General features: G+C 73.3%; 19 protein-coding genes. All 19 read right to left on the bottom strand.

Annotated features, from left to right (window positions below; all coding sequences use genetic code 11):
- Positions 1-24 precede the first annotated feature (24 nt).
- Positions 25-813: a tRNA (guanosine(37)-N1)-methyltransferase TrmD gene (gene trmD, locus HNR61_RS04730; RefSeq protein WP_182841795.1), complete on the bottom strand. Its 789-nt coding sequence runs from the start codon at positions 811-813 to the stop codon at positions 25-27.
- Complete coding sequence (gene rimM, locus HNR61_RS04725) at positions 810-1,340, bottom strand: ribosome maturation factor RimM (protein WP_067830160.1); 531 nt, start codon at positions 1,338-1,340, stop codon at positions 810-812. The genes trmD and rimM overlap by 4 nt, the downstream gene beginning before the upstream one ends.
- 109 nt (positions 1,341-1,449) lie before the next feature.
- Positions 1,450-1,692, bottom strand: a complete 243-nt coding sequence (locus HNR61_RS04720; RefSeq protein ID WP_067482376.1) for an RNA-binding protein — start codon at positions 1,690-1,692, stop codon at positions 1,450-1,452.
- A gap of 1 nt (position 1,693) precedes the next feature.
- The gene (rpsP, locus tag HNR61_RS04715; RefSeq protein WP_182841794.1) at positions 1,694-2,146 is read right to left on the bottom strand and encodes a 30S ribosomal protein S16; all 453 of its coding nucleotides are present in this window, start codon (positions 2,144-2,146) and stop codon (positions 1,694-1,696) included.
- Between the two features lie 340 nt (positions 2,147-2,486).
- Positions 2,487-4,055: a signal recognition particle protein gene (gene ffh / locus HNR61_RS04710; protein ID WP_182841793.1), complete on the bottom strand. Its 1,569-nt coding sequence runs from the start codon at positions 4,053-4,055 to the stop codon at positions 2,487-2,489.
- An 89-nt stretch (positions 4,056-4,144) separates the two neighbouring features.
- The gene (locus HNR61_RS04705) at positions 4,145-5,005 is read right to left on the bottom strand and encodes a CPBP family intramembrane glutamic endopeptidase (RefSeq protein ID WP_182841792.1); all 861 of its coding nucleotides are present in this window, start codon (positions 5,003-5,005) and stop codon (positions 4,145-4,147) included.
- 109 nt (positions 5,006-5,114) lie between these two features.
- Entirely contained in the window at positions 5,115-7,436 is a 2,322-nt protein-coding gene (locus tag HNR61_RS04700; RefSeq protein WP_182841791.1) for a [protein-PII] uridylyltransferase, read from the bottom strand.
- A complete protein-coding gene (locus HNR61_RS04695; protein ID WP_067830146.1) occupies positions 7,437-7,775 on the bottom strand; it encodes a P-II family nitrogen regulator in 339 nt (112 codons plus the stop codon).
- Positions 7,772-9,154 (bottom strand): ammonium transporter, encoded by a 1,383-nt coding sequence (locus tag HNR61_RS04690; RefSeq protein ID WP_182841790.1) that lies wholly within the window; start codon positions 9,152-9,154, stop codon positions 7,772-7,774. The genes HNR61_RS04695 and HNR61_RS04690 overlap by 4 nt, the downstream gene beginning before the upstream one ends.
- A gap of 274 nt (positions 9,155-9,428) precedes the next feature.
- Entirely contained in the window at positions 9,429-10,595 is a 1,167-nt protein-coding gene (gene ftsY / locus HNR61_RS04685) for a signal recognition particle-docking protein FtsY (RefSeq protein WP_182841789.1), read from the bottom strand.
- 56 nt (positions 10,596-10,651) lie between these two features.
- Positions 10,652-11,485, bottom strand: a complete 834-nt coding sequence (locus HNR61_RS49040; RefSeq protein WP_182841788.1) for a glycoside hydrolase family 16 protein — start codon at positions 11,483-11,485, stop codon at positions 10,652-10,654.
- 118 nt (positions 11,486-11,603) lie between these two features.
- Positions 11,604-15,272, bottom strand: coding sequence for a chromosome segregation protein SMC (gene smc / locus HNR61_RS04675; RefSeq protein WP_182842298.1), 3,669 nt, complete (start codon positions 15,270-15,272; stop codon positions 11,604-11,606).
- A 440-nt stretch (positions 15,273-15,712) separates the two neighbouring features.
- Positions 15,713-15,913, bottom strand: a complete 201-nt coding sequence (locus HNR61_RS04670; RefSeq protein ID WP_067830134.1) for a hypothetical protein — start codon at positions 15,911-15,913, stop codon at positions 15,713-15,715.
- Between the two features lie 179 nt (positions 15,914-16,092).
- Positions 16,093-16,407, bottom strand: coding sequence for an acylphosphatase (locus HNR61_RS04665; protein WP_182841787.1), 315 nt, complete (start codon positions 16,405-16,407; stop codon positions 16,093-16,095).
- Between the two features lie 42 nt (positions 16,408-16,449).
- Positions 16,450-17,349 carry a bifunctional DNA-formamidopyrimidine glycosylase/DNA-(apurinic or apyrimidinic site) lyase gene (gene mutM / locus HNR61_RS04660; RefSeq protein WP_182841786.1) on the bottom strand — a complete coding sequence of 300 codons (900 nt, stop codon included), beginning with the start codon at positions 17,347-17,349 and terminating at the stop codon, positions 16,450-16,452.
- Positions 17,342-18,145, bottom strand: coding sequence for a ribonuclease III (gene rnc, locus HNR61_RS04655; protein ID WP_182841785.1), 804 nt, complete (start codon positions 18,143-18,145; stop codon positions 17,342-17,344). The genes mutM and rnc overlap by 8 nt, the downstream gene beginning before the upstream one ends.
- 323 nt (positions 18,146-18,468) lie before the next feature.
- A complete protein-coding gene (gene rpmF / locus HNR61_RS04650) occupies positions 18,469-18,648 on the bottom strand; it encodes a 50S ribosomal protein L32 (protein ID WP_067830128.1) in 180 nt (59 codons plus the stop codon).
- 1 nt (position 18,649) lies between these two features.
- Positions 18,650-19,210 carry a YceD family protein gene (locus HNR61_RS04645; RefSeq protein ID WP_246441945.1) on the bottom strand — a complete coding sequence of 187 codons (561 nt, stop codon included), beginning with the start codon at positions 19,208-19,210 and terminating at the stop codon, positions 18,650-18,652.
- A 246-nt stretch (positions 19,211-19,456) separates the two neighbouring features.
- Positions 19,457-19,939 (bottom strand): pantetheine-phosphate adenylyltransferase, encoded by a 483-nt coding sequence (coaD, locus tag HNR61_RS04640; RefSeq protein WP_067830122.1) that lies wholly within the window; start codon positions 19,937-19,939, stop codon positions 19,457-19,459.
- Positions 19,940-19,954: the final 15 nt, after the last annotated feature.

The following is a 19,954-nucleotide window of genomic DNA, read 5'->3' as shown; positions in this document are numbered from 1 at the left end:
GGCGTGCGTGTACGCGACAACGCTTCAGTGTGCCATATCTTCGCCGTCAACCGGAAAACCGGCCTCGGCGAGGACCTTGCGGTCGTGCTTGTCGAGGGCGGCCGGGTCGAGCCTGGCCAGCAGCTCGGGGCGGTGCGCGGCGGTGCGGCGCAGCGCCTCGTCGCGGCGCCAGCGGGCGATGGCGCCGTGGTGGCCCGACAGCAGGACGTCGGGGACGGCGCGCTCGCGCCAGACCGGCGGCTTGGTGTAGACGGGCCCCTCCAGCAGGGACTCCATCGCGCCGGGGGCGAACGAGTCGTCGGTGACGGACTCGCGGTTGCCCAGCACGCCGGGGACGAGACGGCTGATCGCCTCGATCATGACCAGCACGGCGACCTCGCCGCCCGCCAGCACGAAGTCGCCGAGGCTGACCTCGTCGACCGGCATGCGGGTGGCGGCCTCGTCGTAGACGCGCCGGTCGATGCCCTCGTAGCGGCCGCAGGCGAACACCAGCCACGGACGCGCCGCGTACTCGGCGGCCATGGCCTGGGTGAACGGGCGTCCGCTCGGGGTGGGGACCACCAGCCGCGGCGTGGCCTCGGCGGTGGGCGGGGCGACCGCGTCCAGGGCCTCGCCCCACGGTTCGGGCTTCATGACCATGCCGGGACCGCCGCCGTAGGGGGTGTCGTCGACGGTGCGGTGCCGGTCGTGGGTCCAGGACCGCAGGTCGTGCACCGACACGTCGAGCAGCCCGGCGCGGCGGGCCTTGCCCAGCAGGGAGACCTCCAGCGGAGCGAAGTACTCCGGGAAGATCGTGATGATGTCGAGTCTCATGATCCGTCGTCGAGCAGGCCCGGCGGCGGGTCGACGACGAGCCGTCCGCCCGCGACGTCCACCTCGGGGACGAGCGCGGCGACGAACGGGACCAGCACCTCTTCCCCGGTCTCCCGGTGGATCACCAGGAGGTCCTGGGCGTGGTGCCGGACCTCGGTGACGGTGCCGACCGGTTCTCCGGCGACGGTGACCACCGCGAGCCCGATCAGTTCCAGGTCGTGGAAGTCGTCGGGGTCGTCGGAGGCGTAGAGGTCGTCGGGGTCGACGACGAGCCAGGTGCCGCGCAGGTTCTCCGCGGCGGTGCGGTCGTCGACCCCGGCGAAGCGCACGAGCAGGCGGCCCGAGTGCCAACGGGCCTTCTCGACGGTCAGCGGGCCGGTGGACGCCGGGTCGGTGGCCAGCACCGTGCCCGGCGCGAACCGGAGGTCCGGATCGTCGGTGCGCACGTCGATGGCCAGTTCGCCGCGGACCCCGTGGGCCCGCCCGATCCGGCCGACGACGATCCGCTGATCGTTCGCCTCGGTCATGACCGGCCCGCCCGGGGGTCGGGGCCGGCGCCCTGGTCCGAGACGCCCCGGTCCGCGACGGCGGACCCCGCGGGCGCGGTGGCCCGCTGTGTGAACCGGGGTGCCACGGTCAGCGGACCTCGTTGACGTCGAGCAGGTCGACGCGCACGTACCGGCCACCCGACAGGGCGCTGATCACGGTGCGCAGGGCCTTGGCGGTACGACCGCTGCGGCCGATGACCTTGCCGAGGTCGTCGGGGTGCACGCGCACCTCAAGAACCCGGCCGCCCCTGATCCGACGGGCGCGCACCCGGACGTCGTCCGGGTGCTCGACGATCCCGCGGACCAGGTGCTCGAGCGCTTCTTCGAGCACGTCAGCCCTCGCTCTTGGCTTCGTCGTCGGCGGCGGCGGCCTCGTCGGCCTTCTTCGGCTCGGACTTCTTGGCCTTGGACTTGGTCGCCGGGGCGTCGGCCGGGGCGTCGCCCATCGACTCCTTGACGGCGGCCTCGAAGACCGCCTTGCGGTCGGGCTTGGGCTCGGCGACCTTCAGGGTGCCCTCGGCGCCCGGCTCGCCCCTGAACTTCTGCCAGTCGCCGGTGATCTTGAGGAGGTTCAGCACCGGCTCGGTCGGCTGCGCGCCGACGCCCAGCCAGTACTGCGCCCGCTCGGAGTCGATCTGGATGAGCGAGGGCTCCTGCTTGGGCTGGTAGAGCCCGATCTCCTCGATGGCCCGGCCGTCACGCTTGGTGCGGGCATCGGCGACGACGATCCGGTACTGCGGGTTCCGGATCTTCCCCAGACGCTTGAGCTTGATCTTGACTGCCACGGGTGTGGTGTACTCCAGACTTCATTACAGGGTGAACGGCGCCGCGGCCAGGTGGGGAACACCGGCTCCCGGGCGTTCGATGGACTCCGGCCGCTCAGGACGAGAGAGGGCGCCTGGCGATTCCGGGGTTTCCAGCGTGCCATTCTGCCAGACGATCGCGGAAAAAGCGCAATCGTGCGGTGACACGCGGCCACCCGTGCCCGGAACGCGTTCCGGGCGCTCCCCCATTCCCGTTCCGGGCATGCCGTCACGGGCGGCGCGCCCGCACGGAACGCCCGGGAACGCGCGGCGGCCGCGGTCACCCGGGGTGCCGCGGCCGCTGTCACACGTCTGACTCGCCCTACTTGTCCTTCTTCTTCCGGCTCTGGAGCTTGTCCAGGTCGGGCATCTGGAAGCCCGGCGGAAGCTGACCGGCCAGCCCGGGCGGGAGCTGGCCGCCGAGGCCCGGGGGCAGCCCCTGGGGCGCGCCGTCGACCGCGGGCTGCTCGGCGCGCTGGTTGCCCATGGCGCGCTTGCGCGGGTCGCCGCTGCGCTGCTTGCCCTTCTTCTTGGCCGCCTTGACCTGCTTCTTGGCGTTGCGGCGGGCCGGCGAGCCGGGCAGGCCCATGCCCCCCGCCATGGCGCGGACCATCTTCTGGGCCTCGAAGAACCGGGTGACCAGGGCGCTGACCTCGCCGACCTGGACGCCGGAGCCCCGGGCGATGCGGGCGCGGCGCGACCCGTTGATGATCTTGGGGTTGCTCCGCTCGTCCGGCGTCATCGACCGGATGATCGCCGCGACGCGGTCCAGGTCCTTGTCGTCGATCTGCTTGACCTGGTCGCGGACCTGGCCCATGCCCGGCATCATGCCGAGCAGGTTCCCGATCGGGCCGAGCTTGCGGATCATCATCATCTGCTCGAGGAAGTCCTCGAGCGTGAAGTCCTCGCCCGACACGAACTTGGTGGTCATCTTCTCGGCCTGCTGGGCGTCGAACGCCTGCTCGGCCTGCTCGATCAGGGTGAGGATGTCACCCATGTCGAGGATGCGCCCGGCCATGCGGTCGGGGTGGAAGACGTTGAAGTCCTCCAGCTTCTCGCCGGTGGAGGCGAACATGATCGGGCGGCCGGTGATGTGCCGCACCGACAGCGCGGCGCCGCCGCGCGCGTCGCCGTCGAGCTTGGTGAGCACCACGCCGTCGAAGCCGACGCCGTCCATGAACGCCTGCGCGGTGTTGACCGCGTCCTGGCCGACCATGGCGTCCACGACGAACAGCACCTCGTCGGGGCGGACGGCGTCGCGGATGTCGATGGCCTGCTGCATCATCTCGGCGTCGATGCCCAGGCGGCCCGCGGTGTCGATGATGACCACGTCGTGCAGGGCGCGACGGGCCTCGTCGATGGAGTCGCGGGCGACGTTCACCGGGTCGCCGACGCCGCTGCCGGGCTCGGGCGCGAACACCGGGACGCCGGCGCGCTCGCCGACGACCTGGAGCTGCTGGACGGCGTTGGGGCGCTGGAGGTCGGCGGCGACCAGCAGCGGGGTGTGGCCCTCCTGCTTCAGCCAGCGGGCCAGCTTGCCCGCCAGGGTGGTCTTACCGGCGCCCTGCAGACCCGCCAGCATGATCACGGTGGGCGCGGTCTTGGCGAACCGGATGTGCCGGGTCTCGCCACCGAGGATCTGGATGAGCTCCTCGTTGACGATCTTGACGACCTGCTGGGCCGGGTTCAGCGCCTGGGAGACCTCCGCGCCGGTGGCGCGCTCCTTGACGTGCGCGATGAAGTCCTTGACCACGGGCAACGCCACGTCGGCCTCAAGCAGGGCGACGCGGATCTCGCGGGCCGTCGCGTTGATGTCGGCCTCGGAGAGCCGGCCCTTGCTGCGCAGCGACGAGAAGACCGTCGTCAACCGATCGGAGAGCGTCTCGAACACGTTGTCTGGACCCGTCCTAGGAAGCTTCAGAATCGCCTATCAGAGTATCGGGCCGAGCGACCGCAGCGGAGCGAGGATCGTCCCGGGTCTCAGAAGCGTTGGACGAGAAGGTCGATGTAGACGAGGTTGACGGCGGTGTGGACGGCGATCGGGACCCAGATGTTGCGGTAGCGGGACCACAGGTAGCCCTGCATGACCCCGAACAGTCCCTGGTAGGCCACGACCGTGGCCAGTCCCTCGGGAACGGCGCCGGCGCGGATGTGGGTGACGTGCATCGCCGCGAACAGCAGCGACGAGATCATGATCGCGGGCCAGCGGCCGTGGCGGGCCTCCAGGCGGGTCTGGAGCCATCCCCGGTAGAAGATCTCCTCCAGCACGCTCGCCGTGAGGAAGGTGATCAGTGAGGCGACGGCGAGGACGACGGGGTCGGGCAGGTCCTGGGTGAGGGGCGGGGCGAGCGGCCCCACCTGGGAGAGCAGGAACCAGGCCGCCGCCGCCGGGAGCGGGGCCAGCCAGGTGACCGGCGCGGGGAACGCCCGCGCCTTCGGGCCGCCGTCGCGGAGCAGCCGCAGGGCCAGGGCGGGCAGCGCCAGCAGCACCAGGACCTTGACCAGGGGGTACAGGTCGTTCCTGGGCAGCACGGTGAGCAGCAGCGGGAACGCCACGGCGGCGCCGATCATCGCCCAGGTCTCCCGGGCGAGCCGCCGGCCGGGGAGCCCGGCCAGCGGGAGCGGGGGTGTCACGGCGGGCGGGACCAGGCGGGTCAGGAGCAGGGCGGCGAGCGGGGGCAGCACCGCCGCCCACAGGGAGATCCTGGCCGCCCCGTCGTCGGCCGACGCGCCGATCCGCGTCGTCCCGGTGAGCAGGAGCCAGGCGAAGGCCAGGGTGTACACGGCGATGCCCGCCGCCAGGATCGCCCGTGACGAGGTCGTGCGGCTTTCCGAGATCACAGACCAAGCGTGGCCGGTCGCCGGCGTCCGGGCCTCCGCCGCGGGAACGGAGTCGGTGTCCTTCCTTCTGTGTACGCGCGGCTCGTCCCGGGGTACTCCGCGCGCGGGGTCAGGTCAGGGCCGCCAGGACCTCCCGGCGGACCTCGGCCAGGACGGCGGGGTCGGTCAGCGGGTCGCCCGCGGCGTCCACCACGTAGAAGACGTCGACGACCTCCGCGCCCAGCGTGTCCACCTGCGCGCCGCGCACCTGGAGCCCGCACGAGCCCAGCGCCTGGCCGATGCGCCACAGCAGGCCGGGGCGGTCGTGGGCGCGGACCTCCACCACCGTCGCGGTGTGCGAGGCGTCGTCCACGATCGTGACGCGGGGCGGCGGGGCCGGGGCGCCGGGCCGGGGGCGGACCGACCGGGCGCGGCGGTCCAGGCGGGCCGCGACGTCCAGGCGGTCGGCCAGCATCAGGCGCAGGTCGGCCTCCAGGGCGGCCGGGTCCGGCGGGGTGCCGTACTCAGGGACCGCGGTGAAGTCCAGGACCGCCGTGGGCGTCTCCTGCGCCGTCATGGAACGCGCCGTCTTCACCGCCAGGCGGTGCAGCGCCAGCACGCCCGCCGCCCGCCACAGCAGGCCGGGACGGTCGGGCGCGGCGATCGTGACGCGGGGGCCCGCCACGCGGACGGCCGCGCCGTCGTAGCGGGCCAGGGACAGGTGCTCGGAGTCCGGGAGCGGCGGGGGCGGGGGCGTGCCGCCCGCCAGCGCGGCGGTGGCGCGGCGCGCCAGCTCGGCGACCTGGCGGGCCTTCCAGCCGCCCCACGCGGCGGGGCCGGTGGCCTGGCCGTCGGCGGCGGCCAGGGCCGCCAGCAGCTCCACGAGCTCGCGTTCGCGGCCGGGGACGTCCGCGACGGCCGTGGTGACGGTCGCCACGGTCACCGGGTCGTCGAGGTCGCGGCGGGTCGCGGTCTCGGGCAGCAGCAGGTGGTGGCGGACCAGGGCCTCCAGGACCGCGACGTCGCCGGGCGGGAAGCCCAGGCGCGTCCCCAGGTCGCGGGCCACGACCGCGCCGACCGTGGAGTGGTCGCCGGGCCAGCCCTTGCCGATGTCGTGCAGCAGCGCGCCGACCAGCAGCAGGTCGGGGCGGGCGACCTCGCGGGTGAGGGCGGCGGCCCCGGCCGCGGCCTCGACCAGGTGGCGGTCCACGGTGAAGCGGTGGAACGGGTTGCGCTGTGGCCGGTTGCGGACGCGTTCCCAGTCGGGCAGCAGCCGGACGATCAGCCCGGCCTGGTCCAGGGCCTCCCACACGCCGATCGCGGGCGGCCCCGCGCCCAGCAGCGCCACCAGCGCGTCGCGGGCCCCGGCGGGCCAGCGGGGGCCGGGCAGCGCGGCGTGCCCGGCCAGGCGTTCCACGGTGGCGGGGGCGAGGGGCAGGTCCGCCTGGGCGGCCGCGGCGGCCACGCGCAGGACCAGGGACGGGTCGCCCAGGTCCGCGCCGCGCGCCAGGACGACCTCGCCCTCCTGCTCGACCGCGCCGTCGCCGACCGGGCGGCGTTCGACGGCGCGGGAGGCGGCGCGGCGGGGGCGGCAGAAGCGCTCGACGCGCCGCCAGAGCTGGTCGCCCGCGTGGGTGACCGTGCGGGCGGCCTCGGCGGTCAGGCGCATCAGCACGTCGCCGTCCATCAGGCCGAGGGCGTGCGCGACGGACTCCTGCTCCTGGAGGACGAGGCGGTCGGTGGCGCGGCCGGTGGCGTCGTGCAGCGCGTGCCGGACGTCCAGCAGCAGGTCGTGGGCGGCGCGCACGCGCGCGTCGGGCGCGGGCGCCACCCAGGACGCGGCCACGGCCTGCATGACGTGCACGTCGCGCAGCCCGCCGTGGGCGTCCTTGAGGTCGGGTTCGAGGAGGAACGCCAGCTCGCCCTGCTTCTCCCAGCGTTCGCGGCTCATCGCCGCCAGCTCGGCCAGGCGGCGGCGGGCGTCGGCGCGCCAGTCGGCCAGCACGGCGGCGCGCAGCTCGTCGGCCAGGGCCTGGTCGCCGGCGATGCGGCGGGCCGACAGCAGCCCCAGCGCGGCCTTCATGTCGGCGCGGGCGACCTCGCGGGCCTCCCCCACGGTGCGGACCGAGTGGTCCAGGCGCAGGCCCGAGTCCCACACCGGGTACCAGATGCGGTCGGCGACCTCGGCGATGCCGGGGTGGCCCCGGTGGACGAGCACCAGGTCCAGGTCGCCGCCGGGGGTCAGCTCGCGGCGGGCGTGGCTGCCGACCGCGACCAGCGCGACGTCGCCGGCGCCCGCGGGGCGGCCGGGGCCGCGTCCGGCGGCCGGCAGGTCCGCCAGCCAGCGGTCCAGCTCCGCCGAGCGCGAGGCCCGCGCCGCGGCGAGCGCGGCGCGGGCCTGTGACGCGGTGCGGGCGGCCGATCCGCCCCCCGTGTCGTACGCGACGGTCACCTACAGGGCCTCGGGTCCGGTCTCGCCGGTGCGGACGCGGACCACGGTGTCCACGGGAACCGCCCAGACCTTGCCGTCGCCGATCTTGTCGGTGCGGGCGGCCTTGACGATGACGTCGATGATGTCGTCGGCGTCGTCGGCGTCCACCAGAACCTCGATCCGCAGCTTGGGCACCAGGTCCACCTGGTACTCGGCGCCCCGGTACACCTCGGTGTGCCCCTTCTGCCGCCCGTAGCCGCTGGCCTCGCTGACGGTCAGGCCCTTGACCCCGAAGGCCTCCAGGGCCGCCTTCACCTCGTCCAGCTTGAACGGCTTGATCACTGCCGTGACCAGCTTCATGCCTCCACCTTCCGGTCAGCCGGCTTGCCGGCCGGCTTCTCCTTGGCCGCGGCGACCGCCGCCGCGAGCGCGCCCGTGCCGCCGCCGGTGGACGGGCCCAGGTCGTAGGCGGTCTCGGCGTGCGCGGCCTGGTCGATGCCGGAGACCTCGTCCTCGGGCGTGACGCGCAGGCCCATCGTGACATCGAGGAGCTTGGCGATGATCCAGGTGGCCACGAAGGAGAACGCTCCGACGGCGACCACGCCGATCGCCTGGCGGCCGAGCTGCTCCAGGCCGCCGCCCATGAGCAGGCCGTTCACGCCGTCGGACTCGGGGGTCAGGATGCCGGTGACGGTGCCGGTGGCGAACAGCCCGATCAGCAGCGCGCCGGTGATGCCGCCGACCGCGTGCACGCCGACCACGTCGAGGGAGTCGTCGAACCCGAGCCGGTACTTCAGCCCGATCGCCACCGCGCACAGGGCGCCGGCGATCAGGCCGATCGCGATCGCGCCGAGCGGGTTCACCGAGGCGCAGGCCGGGGTGATGGCGACCAGCCCGGCGACCGCGCCGGAGGCCAGGCCGAGGGTGGTGGACTTCCCGTGCCGGAGCTTCTCCACGATGATCCAGCCGAGCGCCGCCGCGCCCGTGGCGACCTGCGTGTTGACGAACGCGACCGCGGCCTGCCCGTTGGCGGCCAGCGCCGACCCGGCGTTGAAGCCGAACCACCCGAACCACAGCAGGCCCGCGCCCAGCAGCACGAACGGCAGGTTGTGCGGGCGCATCTGCTCCTTCGGCCAGCCCACGCGCTTGCCCACCACCAGGGCCAGGGCGAGGGCGGCCATGCCGGCGTTGATGTGGACGGCGGTGCCGCCCGCGAAGTCCAGGGCCAGGACGCTGTCGGCCAGCCAGCCGCCGTCGCCGGTCTTGGAGGTGTCGCCGAAGTAGAACACCCAGTGCGCGACCGGCAGGTACACGACGGTCACCCAGATCCCGACGAACACCATCCACGCCCCGAACTTCACGCGGTCGGCGATGGCGCCGCTGATCAGCGCGGGCGTGATGATCGCGAACATGAGCTGGAACGCGACGAAGGCCAGCTCCGGCGAGGTGCCCGAGGCCGTCAGCAGCGTGTCCTTCAGGCCGATCTTGTCGAGGTTGCCGATCAGCCCGTTGCCGACGTCGCCGGAGAAGGCCAGCGAGTATCCGTAGAGCACCCAGATGACGCTGACGAGCGCGATGGTGCCGAAGCTCATCATCATCATGTTGAGGACGCTCTTGGAACGGGACATGCCGCCGTAGAAGAAGGCGAGCCCCGGTGTCATCAACAGGACCAGCGCGGATGCGGCCAGAACCCAGGCGGTGTCGCCTGAGTTCAGCGATTCGAGCACGTCCGGCGGCATGCTGGCCGTCCTTTCGGGGAGGGTGACTGACTCTGCCCGAGAGCTTTCAGCCAGGCCGTTTCACGTGCGGGGCATGAGTGTTTCGCCGGTGTGAAACCCGTCACCCCGATGTTTCGGGTCTGTTTCGAAAGCCTCACCGCATGCCGCTCAGGCCAGTGGAACCTGGCTTTCCGGCACCGTTCCGGAACCGTCCCGCCCCTTCCGCCGAACAACGAACACCCCGCCCGCATCAGGGATGCGGACGGGGTGCGGACGGAAAAACGGAGGGCGACGGTCAGGCGTCGCCCAGGATGGCGTCCACGAACGCCTCCGGCTCGAACGGGGCCAGGTCGTCGGGGCCCTCTCCCAGGCCCACCAGCTTGACCGGGACGCCCAGCTCCCGCTGGACCTGGACCACGATGCCGCCCTTGGCGGTGCCGTCCAGCTTGGTCAGCACGATGCCGGTGATGTTGACGACCTCGGCGAACACGCGGGCCTGCTGCATGCCGTTCTGGCCGGTGGTGGCGTCCAGCACCAGCAGCACCTCGCCGACCGCGGCCTGCTTCTCGATCACCCGCTTGACCTTGCCGAGCTCGTCCATCAGCCCGGTCTTGGTGTGCAGGCGGCCGGCGGTGTCGACGATGACGGTGTCCACCTTGGACTCGATGCCGCGCTTGACGGCGTCGAACGCGACCGACGCGGGGTCGGCGCCCTCCTCCTTGCGGACCACCTCGGCGCCGACGCGTTCGCCCCAGGTCTGGAGCTGGTCGGCGGCGGCGGCGCGGAAGGTGTCGGCGGCCCCCAGCAGCACGGTGCGGCCGTCGCCGACCAGCACGCGGGCCAGCTTGCCGGTGGTGGTGGTCTTGCCGGTGCCGTTGACGCCGACGACCATCACGACGGCGGGCTTGTCGCCGTGCGGCTCGGTCCGGACGGCGCGGTCGAAGTCGGGGCCGATCTGCTTGACCAGCTCCTCCTTGAGCAGGGCGCGCACCTCCTCGACCGAGCGGGTGCCCAGCACCTGCACGCGGGTGCGCAGCGCCTCGGTGATCTGGCGGGACACCGCCACGCCGATGTCGGCGCCGATGAGGGTGTCCTCGATCTCCTCCCAGGCGTCGTCGTCGAGGGTGTCGCGCGACAGCAGGCCCAGCAGCGTCTTGCCGAACGCGTTCTGCGAGCGGGCCAGCCGGGCGCGCAGCCGGACCAGGCGCCCCGCGCCGGGCGGCGGCTGCTCGATCTCGACCCCGGGCCTGACCGGGGCCTCCTCGACCGGCGGGGCCCGCTCGGCGGGCGGCGCCGCCTGATCCTCCTTCTCGAGGACGGTCGTGCCGGTCCTTGGAACCTCGGGCCGCTCCGCGTGTTCCACGGGCGGGCTGGGCTTGCGGCGGCCCGGCCGCAAGAACACGACGCCGCCGATGACCAAGGCGACGACCGCCAGCCCGGCGATGAGGATCAGATATTCCATAACGCGTACCAGTTTTCCAGACGGGCGCCGGTGCGCCGAACGGGCGGTCCGGCCAGTCAGGGCCGGTACATGCGGATCCAGTCCACCTGGAGGGTGGCGCGCGCGTCGCGCGGGACGTCGCGGTGGGTGCGCCCGGCGTCCTCGGGGAACCAGTCGAGCTGGATGGCCTGCCCCATCTTCCCCGGTGGCAGCGTGGCGGGGTCGTCGGAGCGGAACCAGACCCGGCCGTCGACGTATCCGGTCACCGCGCGGGACGTCCACTCCACGGCGAACGTGTGCCACTGCGTCAGGTCGGTCTCGACGCGGGCGCTGAGCTGCCGGTGCTCGCGTTCGGACCCGTAGTGCAGGAAGAACAGGGCGCTGCGGCGGGTGCCGTCGTCGGTGACCTCCAGGTAGTCGATCTCGCCGCCGCCCCCCTTGGGGGCGACGCCGCCCCCGCCGCGCACGGGCCACAGCAGCAGGACCGGGTGGTAGCAGGCGCAGGCGCGGTCCATCCGGACGCGGGCCTCCCAGCGGCCGTGCTTGCGCGCGCCGGGCAGCCACGACAGGCCGCCGGTGGTGCCGTCGGGCGTCCCGGTGATGGTCAGGACGCCGCCGCGCACCGCCACGGCCGAGGGGCTGCGGCGCCCCTTGCCCGCGTGCCCGGGGCCGTCGTAGACCGTCCAGTCGTCCGGGTCGAGCCGTCTTCCGCTGAAGTCGTCGTCGGCGATCGAGCGACCCCAGCCGTGCTTCTCGGCGGCGGTGGTGACGGCGCCGGTGGCGCTCGCGGTGGGGGTGGGCGCGGCGGGCGTGGTGGGCGGTTTCTCGCACCGGCGGACGCCCATGGACGCTCCCAGGGCCAACGCGAGCATGATGGCCGTGGAGGTCCCGCCCCTGGTGAACGCGCGCACCTTTGCGAAATTACGGAGGCGAGGTTATAAGGCGTCCCCGCCAGAGCCAGGCGCGCCGGAAAGGGTTCTCCAGAAAACGGCAAAACGGCCACCGCGCCGAACGCGCCCGCCCGCCGCGCTACTCGTCGCGGTCGCGTTCCAGGCGCTGGCTGACCACCTGGGTGACGCCGTCGCCGCGCATGCTGACGCCGTAGAGCGCGTCGGCGCCCTCCATCGTGCGCTTCTGGTGCGTGATGATGATCAGCTGGGAGGACTCGCGGAGCTCCTCGAAGACCGTCAGCAGGCGCTGGGTGTTGGTGTCGTCGAGGGCCGCCTCGACCTCGTCCAGCACGTAGAACGGGGACGGCCGCGCCTTGAACACCGACACCAGGAACGCGATCGCCACCAGCGAGCGCTCGCCGCCCGACAGCAGCGACAGGCGCTTGACCTTCTTGCCGGGCGGGCGGGCCGAGACCTCCACGCCGGTGGCGAGCATGTCCTCGGGGTCGGTGAGCGACAGGCTGCCCTCGCCGCCGGGGAACAGCCGCGCGAAGATCCGCGAGAACTGGGCGGTGGTGTCGGCGTAGGCGGAGGCGAACACCTCCTGGACGCGCTCGTCGACCTCCTTGACCACGTTCATCAGGTCGCGGCGGGTCTTCTTCAGGTCCTCCAGCTGGGTGGTGAGGAACGCGTGGCGCTCCTCCAGGGCCGCGAACTCCTCCAGCGCCAGGGGGTTGACCTTGCCGAGCTGGTTGAGCTGGCGTTCGGCGACGCGGGCGCGCTTCTCCTGGGTGGCGCGGTCGTAGGGGACCGGCCGGGCGTCCTCGCCCGCCTCGGGGCCGGGCGGGACCGGCTGGTCGGGGCCGTACTCGTCGACCAGGGCCTCGACCTCCAGGCCGAACTCCTCCAGGGCGCGCTGCTCCAGCTGCTCCAGGCGCAGGCGCTGCTCGGCGCGGGCGACCTCGGTGCCGTGCACGACGTTGACCAGGCGTTCCAGGGTGGACGACAGCTCGCGGACCTGGCCGCGCACGACCTTGAGCTCGGCGTCGCGGGCGGCGCGGGCGCGTTCGGCGGCCTCGCGCAGGGTGACGGCCTCGGCCAGGGACGTCTCGATGCGCTCCAGGGCGATCCGCGCCCCGGCCAGCACCGCCTCGGCGATCCTGGCCTGCTGCTCGCGGCGGGCGCGGCGGCGGGCGGCGCGGGCGCGCTCCTCGCGTTCGCGCTGCGCGCCCCGGACCAGGGCGTCGGCGCGGCCCGCGATGGCCTGCACGCGCTCCTCGGCGGTGCGGACCGACAGGCGCTGCTCCATCTCGGCCGAGCGCAGCTCCTGGACGCGGGCGGCCAGCTCGTCGCGGGCCTCGGTGTCGTGGCCGATGTCGTCGGCGGCCTCGGCCGCCTCCTCGTCCTCGGCCAGCCGCAGGGCCAGCTCCTCGGCGGCCCGCGCGTCGGACTCCAGCGACTGCTGGGCGGCGTCCACGGCCTTGGTGAGGCGCTCGACCTCGCCGCGCGCGGCCCGGACGTCGGCCTCCAGCCGGGCGGCGCGCTTGGCCTCCTGGGCCGCCTGGGCGTCGAACTCGCGCAGCCGGGAGCGGACCCGGTCCAGCTCCGACTGGGCCTGGTTGACGCCGGACTGGGCCTGCTGGACGGCGGCCTGCGCGGCGTCCAGCGCGGCCTGGCCTGCCTGTTCGCGCTCCATGGCCTCGGCGAGGGCGGCGGCGGTGTGCTCGGCGGCCGACTCGGCGGTGGCCAGGTCCTCGGTGGCCTGGTCGAGGGTGGCGCGCATCTGGAGCAGGCCCTGCGCGCCGCCCGCGCCGCCGCCCTGTGCCCAGTGGGCGCCGACCAGGTCGCCGTCGCGGGTGACGGCCCGCAGCTCCGGCGCGCGGCGCACCAGCTCGGCGGCGGCGGCCACGTCGTCGGCGACCACGACGTCGCCGAGCAGGTGGTGCAGGGCGGGGCGCACGGGGTCGGGGACGGTGACGGCGTCGATGGCGTAGTCGGCGCCGGGGACGCGGTGGCCGTTTCCGGACGGTCCGCCGCCGACCAGCAGCCCGGCGCGGCCGGCGTCGCGGGACCGCAGCAGCGCGAGCGCGGCCGCGGCGGTGTCCAGGGAGCCGACGGCGACGGCCTCGGCGGCGTGGCCGAGCGCGGCGGCGACGGCGGTCTCGTAGCCGGGGCGGACGGTCAGCAGCGACGCGACGGTCCCCAGCACGCCGTCCAGCGTCCCGTCGGAACCGGCCGCGAGCAGGGCCTCTCCCCCGTCGGCGGCGCTGGCGAGGGTGAGGTTCAGCGCCTCGATGCGGGCCTGGAGCGCGGCGACCCTCTTCTGCGCGGCCTGGTCGGCCGAGCGCGCCGCCGCGACCGCCGCCCGCGCCTCCTTGAGCTCCTGGCGCGGGCCGTCGACGGCGGCCCGCGCGGTCTCGACGGCGTCCTTGGCGGTGGCCAGGGCCTCCTGCGCCGCCTCGTGCTCGGCGAGCAGCTCGGGGTCCTCCACGACCTCGGCCTCGAACGCCTCGAACTCGGCCCGCGCGGTCTCGGCGCGCTGCTCGGCCTCGGCGCGCGCCTCGGTGAGGCGCCCGATCTCCGAGTGGCCCGCCTGGACCTTGCTGCGCAGCGCCTCCACGCGGCCGCGCAGCCGGGCCAGCTGCTCGCGGCGGTCGGCGGCGGCGCGGGCGGCGGCCTGGAGGCGGCGCTCCTCGGCGGTCAGGGCCTCCTCGGCGGTGGATCGCTCCTCGACGGCGTACTCCAGGCGTTCGCGGGCCTCCTCCAGCGCGGCGCGCAGCATCTCCTCCTGCTCGCGGACGGCGGCGGCCTCGCGCTCCATGTCCTCGGGGTCGCGGCCCCGGCGCTCCTCGTCGCGGGCCTCGGCGGCGTTGCGGTGGCGTTCGGCGGCCAGGTCGGCGACGCCGCGCAGCCGTTCCCGCAGCGCCGACAGCCGGAACCAGGTGTCCTGGACCTGCGCGAGCTTCGGGGCCTCGGCGGCCTCCTCGGCCTCCAGCACGGCCTCGCGCTCCTGGGTCTCGGCCAGGGCGCGCTCGGTCTCGGCGCGGCGCCGCCGGATGGACGCCTCGTCGGCGGCCTCCTGTTCGAGCCTGTCGCGCAGGGTGACCAGGTCGTCGGCGAGCAGCCGCGCCTTGGCGTCGCGCAGGTCGGCCTGGATGACGGCGGCCCGGCGGGCGATCTCGGCCTGCCGTCCCAGCGGCTTGAGCTGGCGGCGCAGCTCGGCGGTGAGGTCCTGGACGCGGTTGAGGTTGGCCTGCATCGCGTCCAGCTTGCGCAGCGCCTTCTCCTTGCGCTTGCGGTGCTTGAGGACGCCGGCCGCCTCCTCGATGACGGCGCGGCGGCCCTCGGGGCCCGAGTGCAGCACGCGGTCGAGCTGGCCCTGCCCGATGATGACGTGCATCTCGCGGCCGATGCCCGAGTCCGACAGCAGCTCCTGGATGTCCAGCAGGCGGCAGGGGTCGCCGTTGATGGCGTACTCGCTCTGCCCCGACCGGAACATCAGTCGGGAGATCGTGACCTCGGAGTAGTCGATGGGCAGCGCGCCGTCGGAGTTGTCGATGGTCAGCACCACCTCCGCGCGGCCCAGCGGGGCGCGGTTGGCGGTGCCGGCGAAGATGACGTCCTCCATCTTGCCGCCGCGCAGCGACTTGGCGCCCTGCTCTCCCATGACCCAGGCGAGGGCGTCCACGACGTTGGACTTGCCCGACCCGTTGGGGCCGACCACGGCGGTGATGCCGGGCTCGAACCGCAGCGTGGTGGCGGACGCGAAGGACTTGAAGCCGCGCAGCGTCAACGTCTTCAGGTACACGCGGTCGCCGTCCTCCTGCTTGAGATTCCCCCTGGTCACTCACCGGCGCACGGCTCGGGAGCGTTCACGAACGATACCGGGCCGGTACGACGGAACCCCGTCAGGACCCGTCGGCCACGCGGCCGTTCTCCTCCAATGTGCCATCTTCCACGCCGGCGTGCGGCGCGGGGGCGTTTTCCCGGAGGAGGGGCCGCGGTGGCCCGTTCGCGGGTAGGGCGGAACGTGGCGCGGACGAATGATCCCGAACTGGTGATCCCGGCCCGAAGGGACGGGATGGTCGGCGGGTGCGGTAACGCACCCGCGGGATACGCCACAATCCCGGATGGACGGCATTCTTGGCCGCAATCTTCGCTGATCACTCAGATCGCGACAAACCACTCCGGGCAAAAGGAAGGGACGCCGAAGGCGGCGTCCCCCTGTTCATTTGAGAAAGCGCTGAATCAGGTCAGCGCCGGTTCGCGGTCCGAGACACCGAGCGGAACGACGGCATCGCCGTCAGACGCGGTCGCGAGGGCGTCGTTCTCCGTCTGAAGCCGTACCAGCTCGGCTTCCAGATCACGTACGCGCTGCTGCAGACGCCGCATCTCCGCGACCATACGGGGGTCGGGACCGCCGACGTGGCCGAGTAGAGCCTTCGCCATGACTAAGGGTCCTCCACGCTGAGTAACCAGCAGGAATCGCGCACGAAGAGCAACGAGATGTTGGTGCGCGTATCGTCTAGAGTCGCACCGCCCGAGGTCCGGGTCAAGACGGACATCACGGGCCGGTAACAACCTGTCGTGACTAGTTTAGCAGGTACAAACCGGATTTCCCTACCCCGTCAGCGTTCCTCGAAACCGACCAGTCCGCCGCGGGGCTCGCTCCACCGTTCCACCACCCCCGAAACACGTCCCGGCGTCCCCGGGCCGCGCAGTAGCTCCAGCAGTCTCTCGCACGCCTCGCGAGGCCCTTCGGCGATGACCTCCACACGGCCGTCGCGAAGGTTGGAGGCGCTTCCCACCAGACCGAGCTCCAGTGCGCGGGCCCGCGTCCACCAGCGAAAACCCACGCCCTGAACATGCCCGCGCACCCACGCGGTCAACCGTGTCCCGGCCTTCTCGTCAGCGATCTTCTCGCCGTCGCGTCCCTCGTCCATCGTGCTCCCCCTCGGTACCGGACCGTCCCCCGGGCCCGTCCCTCAGGCCCGGGCCCGGCGCGGGCGCGGCTGGCAGGTCGGGCAGCTGAACGAGGACCGGTTCATGAACACGTCCCGCCGGATCGGCGTCCCGCAGCGGCGGCACGGCTCGTCGCGGCGGCCGTAGGCGTCCAGGGAGCGTTCGAAGTAGCCGCCCTCCCCGTCGACGTTCACGTACAGGCTGTCGAAGGAGGTCCCGCCCGCCTTCAGCGCCGCCGCCATGACCTCCCTGGCGGCCGTCAGGACGCGTTCGGCCTCCGCCCGGGTCATCGTCTCGGTCGGCCGCGCCCAGTGCAGCCTGGCGCGCCACAGCGCCTCGTCGGCGTAGATGTTGCCGACGCCGCTGATGAGCGACTGGTCGAGCAGGGCCCGCTTGATCCCGGTCCGCTTGCGGCGCAGCGCCCGGAAGAACCGTTCCTCGTCGAACGCCGCCTCCAGCGGGTCGGCGGCGATGTGCGCGATCGGCGCGGGCACCGGCGCGGCGTCCGGGGCCAGCGCGTCGGGGACCAGGTCGGCGAGCATCAGGTGCCCGAACGTCCGCTGGTCCACGAACCGCAGGTCGCGGCCGCCGTCGGCGAAGGTGAACCGCACGCGCAGGTGCTTCTCGGGCTCCCGCCCGGACTCGTTGACCAGAAGCTGGCCGCTCATCCCCAGATGGGCGATCATCGCGGTGTCGGGCGGGGCGTCCGGGCCGGCGTCCGACAGCGGCAGCCACAGGTACTTGCCGCGGCGGCGCGGGGCCAGGAACGTGCGCCCGGCGACCCGCGCGGTGAAGTCGGCCGGGCCCTCCAGGTGGCGGCGCACCGCGCGCGGGTGCAGCACCTCGGCGGCCGCGACCGTCCGGCCGGTGGTCCAGCGGTCGAGACCGCGCCGGACGACCTCGACCTCGGGCAGCTCAGGCACCGGCGGGCCCGCTGTCGGAGGCGGCCACGGCGGGGCCGGCGCCGTTCTCGTCGGAGCCCTGCCGGGCCTTCTCGGTCTCGCGCTTGACGGCCCTCTCGCGGATGGCGGTCCAGGCGGCCTCGGCGGCGTGCTGCTCGGCCTCCTTCTTGGACCGGCCCTCGCCCGACCCGTAGGCGGTGCCGCCGACCCGCACCGAGGCGCGGAACGTCTTCTGGTGGTCCGGGCCGCTTTCGGCCACGTGGTACTCGGGGACGCCCAGCTCCTCGACGGCGGTGAGCTCCTGGAGCGAGGTCTTCCAGTCCAGGCCCGCGCCCAGGCCGGCCGAACGCTCGATCAGCCCGTCGAACAGCCGGTGCACCAGGGCGGAGGCCTCCTCCAGGCCGCGGTCCAGGTACACCGCGCCGATCAGCGCCTCCAGCGTGTCGGCCAGGATCGACGACTTGTCGCGCCCGCCGGTGCCCTCCTCGCCCCGGCCGAGCCGGATGTGCGCGCCGACGCCCAGGCCGCGCGCCACCCCCGCCAGCGCCCGCATGTTGACCACGGCGGCGCGCAGCTTGGCCAGCTGCCCCTCGGGCAGGTCCGGGTGGTCGCGGAACAGGGTGTCGGTGACGACCAGGCCGAGCACCGAGTCGCCCAGGAACTCCAGGCGCTCGTTGGTGGGCAGGCCGCCGTTCTCGTAGGCGTAGGAACGGTGCGTCAGCGCGCGTTCCAGCAGTTCGTCGGAGACCTCGACGCCGAGGGCGGTGACCAGTTCCGCCCGGTCGGGCGCCGGGGCGCCGTTCTTCTTGCCGCTCACAGGCCCTCCTCGCAAGGCCGGGCCGCCGCGTCGCGCGGTGGCCGCTGCGGCGGTGACGGCGGGGCCGGCGGGCGGGTCGGCCGTCGGGTTCGGTCCGCGAAGACGAGGTGCGCGCCGGTCTCGATCCCGGCGTGCACCACGGCTCCGGGCCCCGTCACCGACGGGCCGGTCGCTCCGGGCTCCGGCCCGGGTCACGCGCCGTGATGGGTGGTGACACTGCTCTCACCGGGGAACGTGCCCCCGGCCGTGGGTGAGAACACCGTGAGGGGCGGCCGCGTCCACCGGTAACCGGTACGCGGATCCGCCCCCCAGAGTGCAGAAGATCAGGCCGACGGCGCGATGACCTGCCGACGGTCGTAGGTGCCGCAGGTCGCGCAGGCGACGTGCGGGAGCTTCTTGTCGCGGCAGGTCGGGCACTCGACCAGGGTCGGGGCCACGGCCTTCCACTGCGACCGCCGGTGCCGCGTGTTGCTGCGCGACTTCTTACGCTTGGGGACGGCCACGTCAGCCCTCCTGCTTTCCTTCTCGTTGGTCGAATGGTCCGTGGGAGACGTTCCTCCCGCTCCCCCCACCGGAGGAGTCCGCCGCCGACCCGTTGTCCGGGCCCTCGGTGGTCAGGTTCCGCAACGCCGCCCACCGGGGGTCGGCGGCGTCGTGGTGGTGGTCGGGCTCGGCGTCCGCCAGCCGTACACCGCACTCCGGGCACAGACCGGGACAGTCGTCCCGGCACAGCGGCGACAGCGGCAGTGCGAGCAGCACCGCGTCGCGGAGCACCGGCTCGAGGTCGATCAGATCGTCCTCGAGGCGGAGCTCGTCGTCGTCCGCGTGCCCGCCGGAGCGGGTGTCAGGATAAACGAAGAGCTCCTGGAAGTCCGCCTCGAAGGTCGAGGCGATCGGGTCCAGGCAGCGCCCGCACTCCCCCTCCAGGGGGACGCGCGCGGTGCCGGTGATCAGCACGCCCTCCAGCACCGCCTCGAGCCGGATGTCCAGCTCGATCGTGGCGCCCTCGGGCACGCCCATCATCTCGACGCCGAAGTCCTCCGGGGCCGGCACGCTGCGGATCATCTCCTTCGACGACCCGGGTTGCCGGCTCAGGACTCGCGTGTCGAGCACGAGCGGAGCGGTGGGGTCGAGGCGAGACAGAGTGATCCTGCTTTCGTGAGGCATGGTGAACGACGGCCGTCGGTCCTGGCCGATTCCCCAGGGTAACCGACCATGGCGCGCGGACCCAACTCGCGCCCCGACCTGCGGGGCCGACAGCACGGGCCGACAGCACGGGCCGACAGCACGGGCCGACGGGACCCGGCGCGGTCAGTCCTCGCGCTGGAGGCGTTCGATGAGCCGCTGGTGGACGCTGTCGGGGACCAGCCCGGAGATGTCGCCGCCGAACTTGACGACCTCCTTCATCAGGCTGGAGGACAGGAACGCGTACAGCGGGTTCGTCGCCATGAAGAGCGTCTCGACCCCGGCGATCCGGTGGTTCATCTGGGCCATCTGCAGCTCGTACTCGTAGTCGCTGACCGCGCGCAGCCCACGGACGATCACCGGGATGTCCTGCTGCTTGCAGTAGTCGACGGTCAGGCCGTAGAACTTGTCGACCTTGACGTTGCCGTACTCCCGGGTGACCTCGGCGATCATGTCGACGCGCTCGTCCACCGTGAACAGGCTCTTCTTGCTCTTGTTGATCAGCACGGCGACGACCACCTCGTCGTAGAGGCGGGACGCCCGGCTGATGATGTCGAGATGTCCGTTGGTGACGGGGTCGAACGATCCCGGACAGACGACACGTCGCACGAGGTGAACCCCTTC

The organism is Actinomadura kijaniata, assembly GCF_014138665.1.
GTDB lineage: Bacteria > Actinomycetota > Actinomycetes > Streptosporangiales > Streptosporangiaceae > Spirillospora > Spirillospora kijaniata.
This window is presented reverse-complemented; position numbering and strand designations above follow the sequence as displayed.

Coding starts and splice junctions, on each gene's coding strand:
- trmD (WP_182841795.1), bottom strand. CDS start 813: ATGAGACTCGACATCATCACGATCTTCCCGGAGTACTTCGCTCCGCTG.
- rimM (WP_067830160.1), bottom strand. CDS start 1,340: ATGACCGAGGCGAACGATCAGCGGATCGTCGTCGGCCGGATCGGGCGG.
- HNR61_RS04695 (WP_067830146.1), bottom strand. CDS start 7,775: ATGAAGCTGGTCACGGCAGTGATCAAGCCGTTCAAGCTGGACGAGGTG.
- HNR61_RS04690 (WP_182841790.1), bottom strand. CDS start 9,154: ATGCCGCCGGACGTGCTCGAATCGCTGAACTCAGGCGACACCGCCTGG.
- ftsY (WP_182841789.1), bottom strand. CDS start 10,595: ATGGAATATCTGATCCTCATCGCCGGGCTGGCGGTCGTCGCCTTGGTC.
- HNR61_RS04670 (WP_067830134.1), bottom strand. CDS start 15,913: ATGGCGAAGGCTCTACTCGGCCACGTCGGCGGTCCCGACCCCCGTATG.
- HNR61_RS04665 (WP_182841787.1), bottom strand. CDS start 16,407: ATGGACGAGGGACGCGACGGCGAGAAGATCGCTGACGAGAAGGCCGGG.
- HNR61_RS04645 (WP_246441945.1), bottom strand. CDS start 19,210: ATGATCCGCAGCGTGCCGGCCCCGGAGGACTTCGGCGTCGAGATGATG.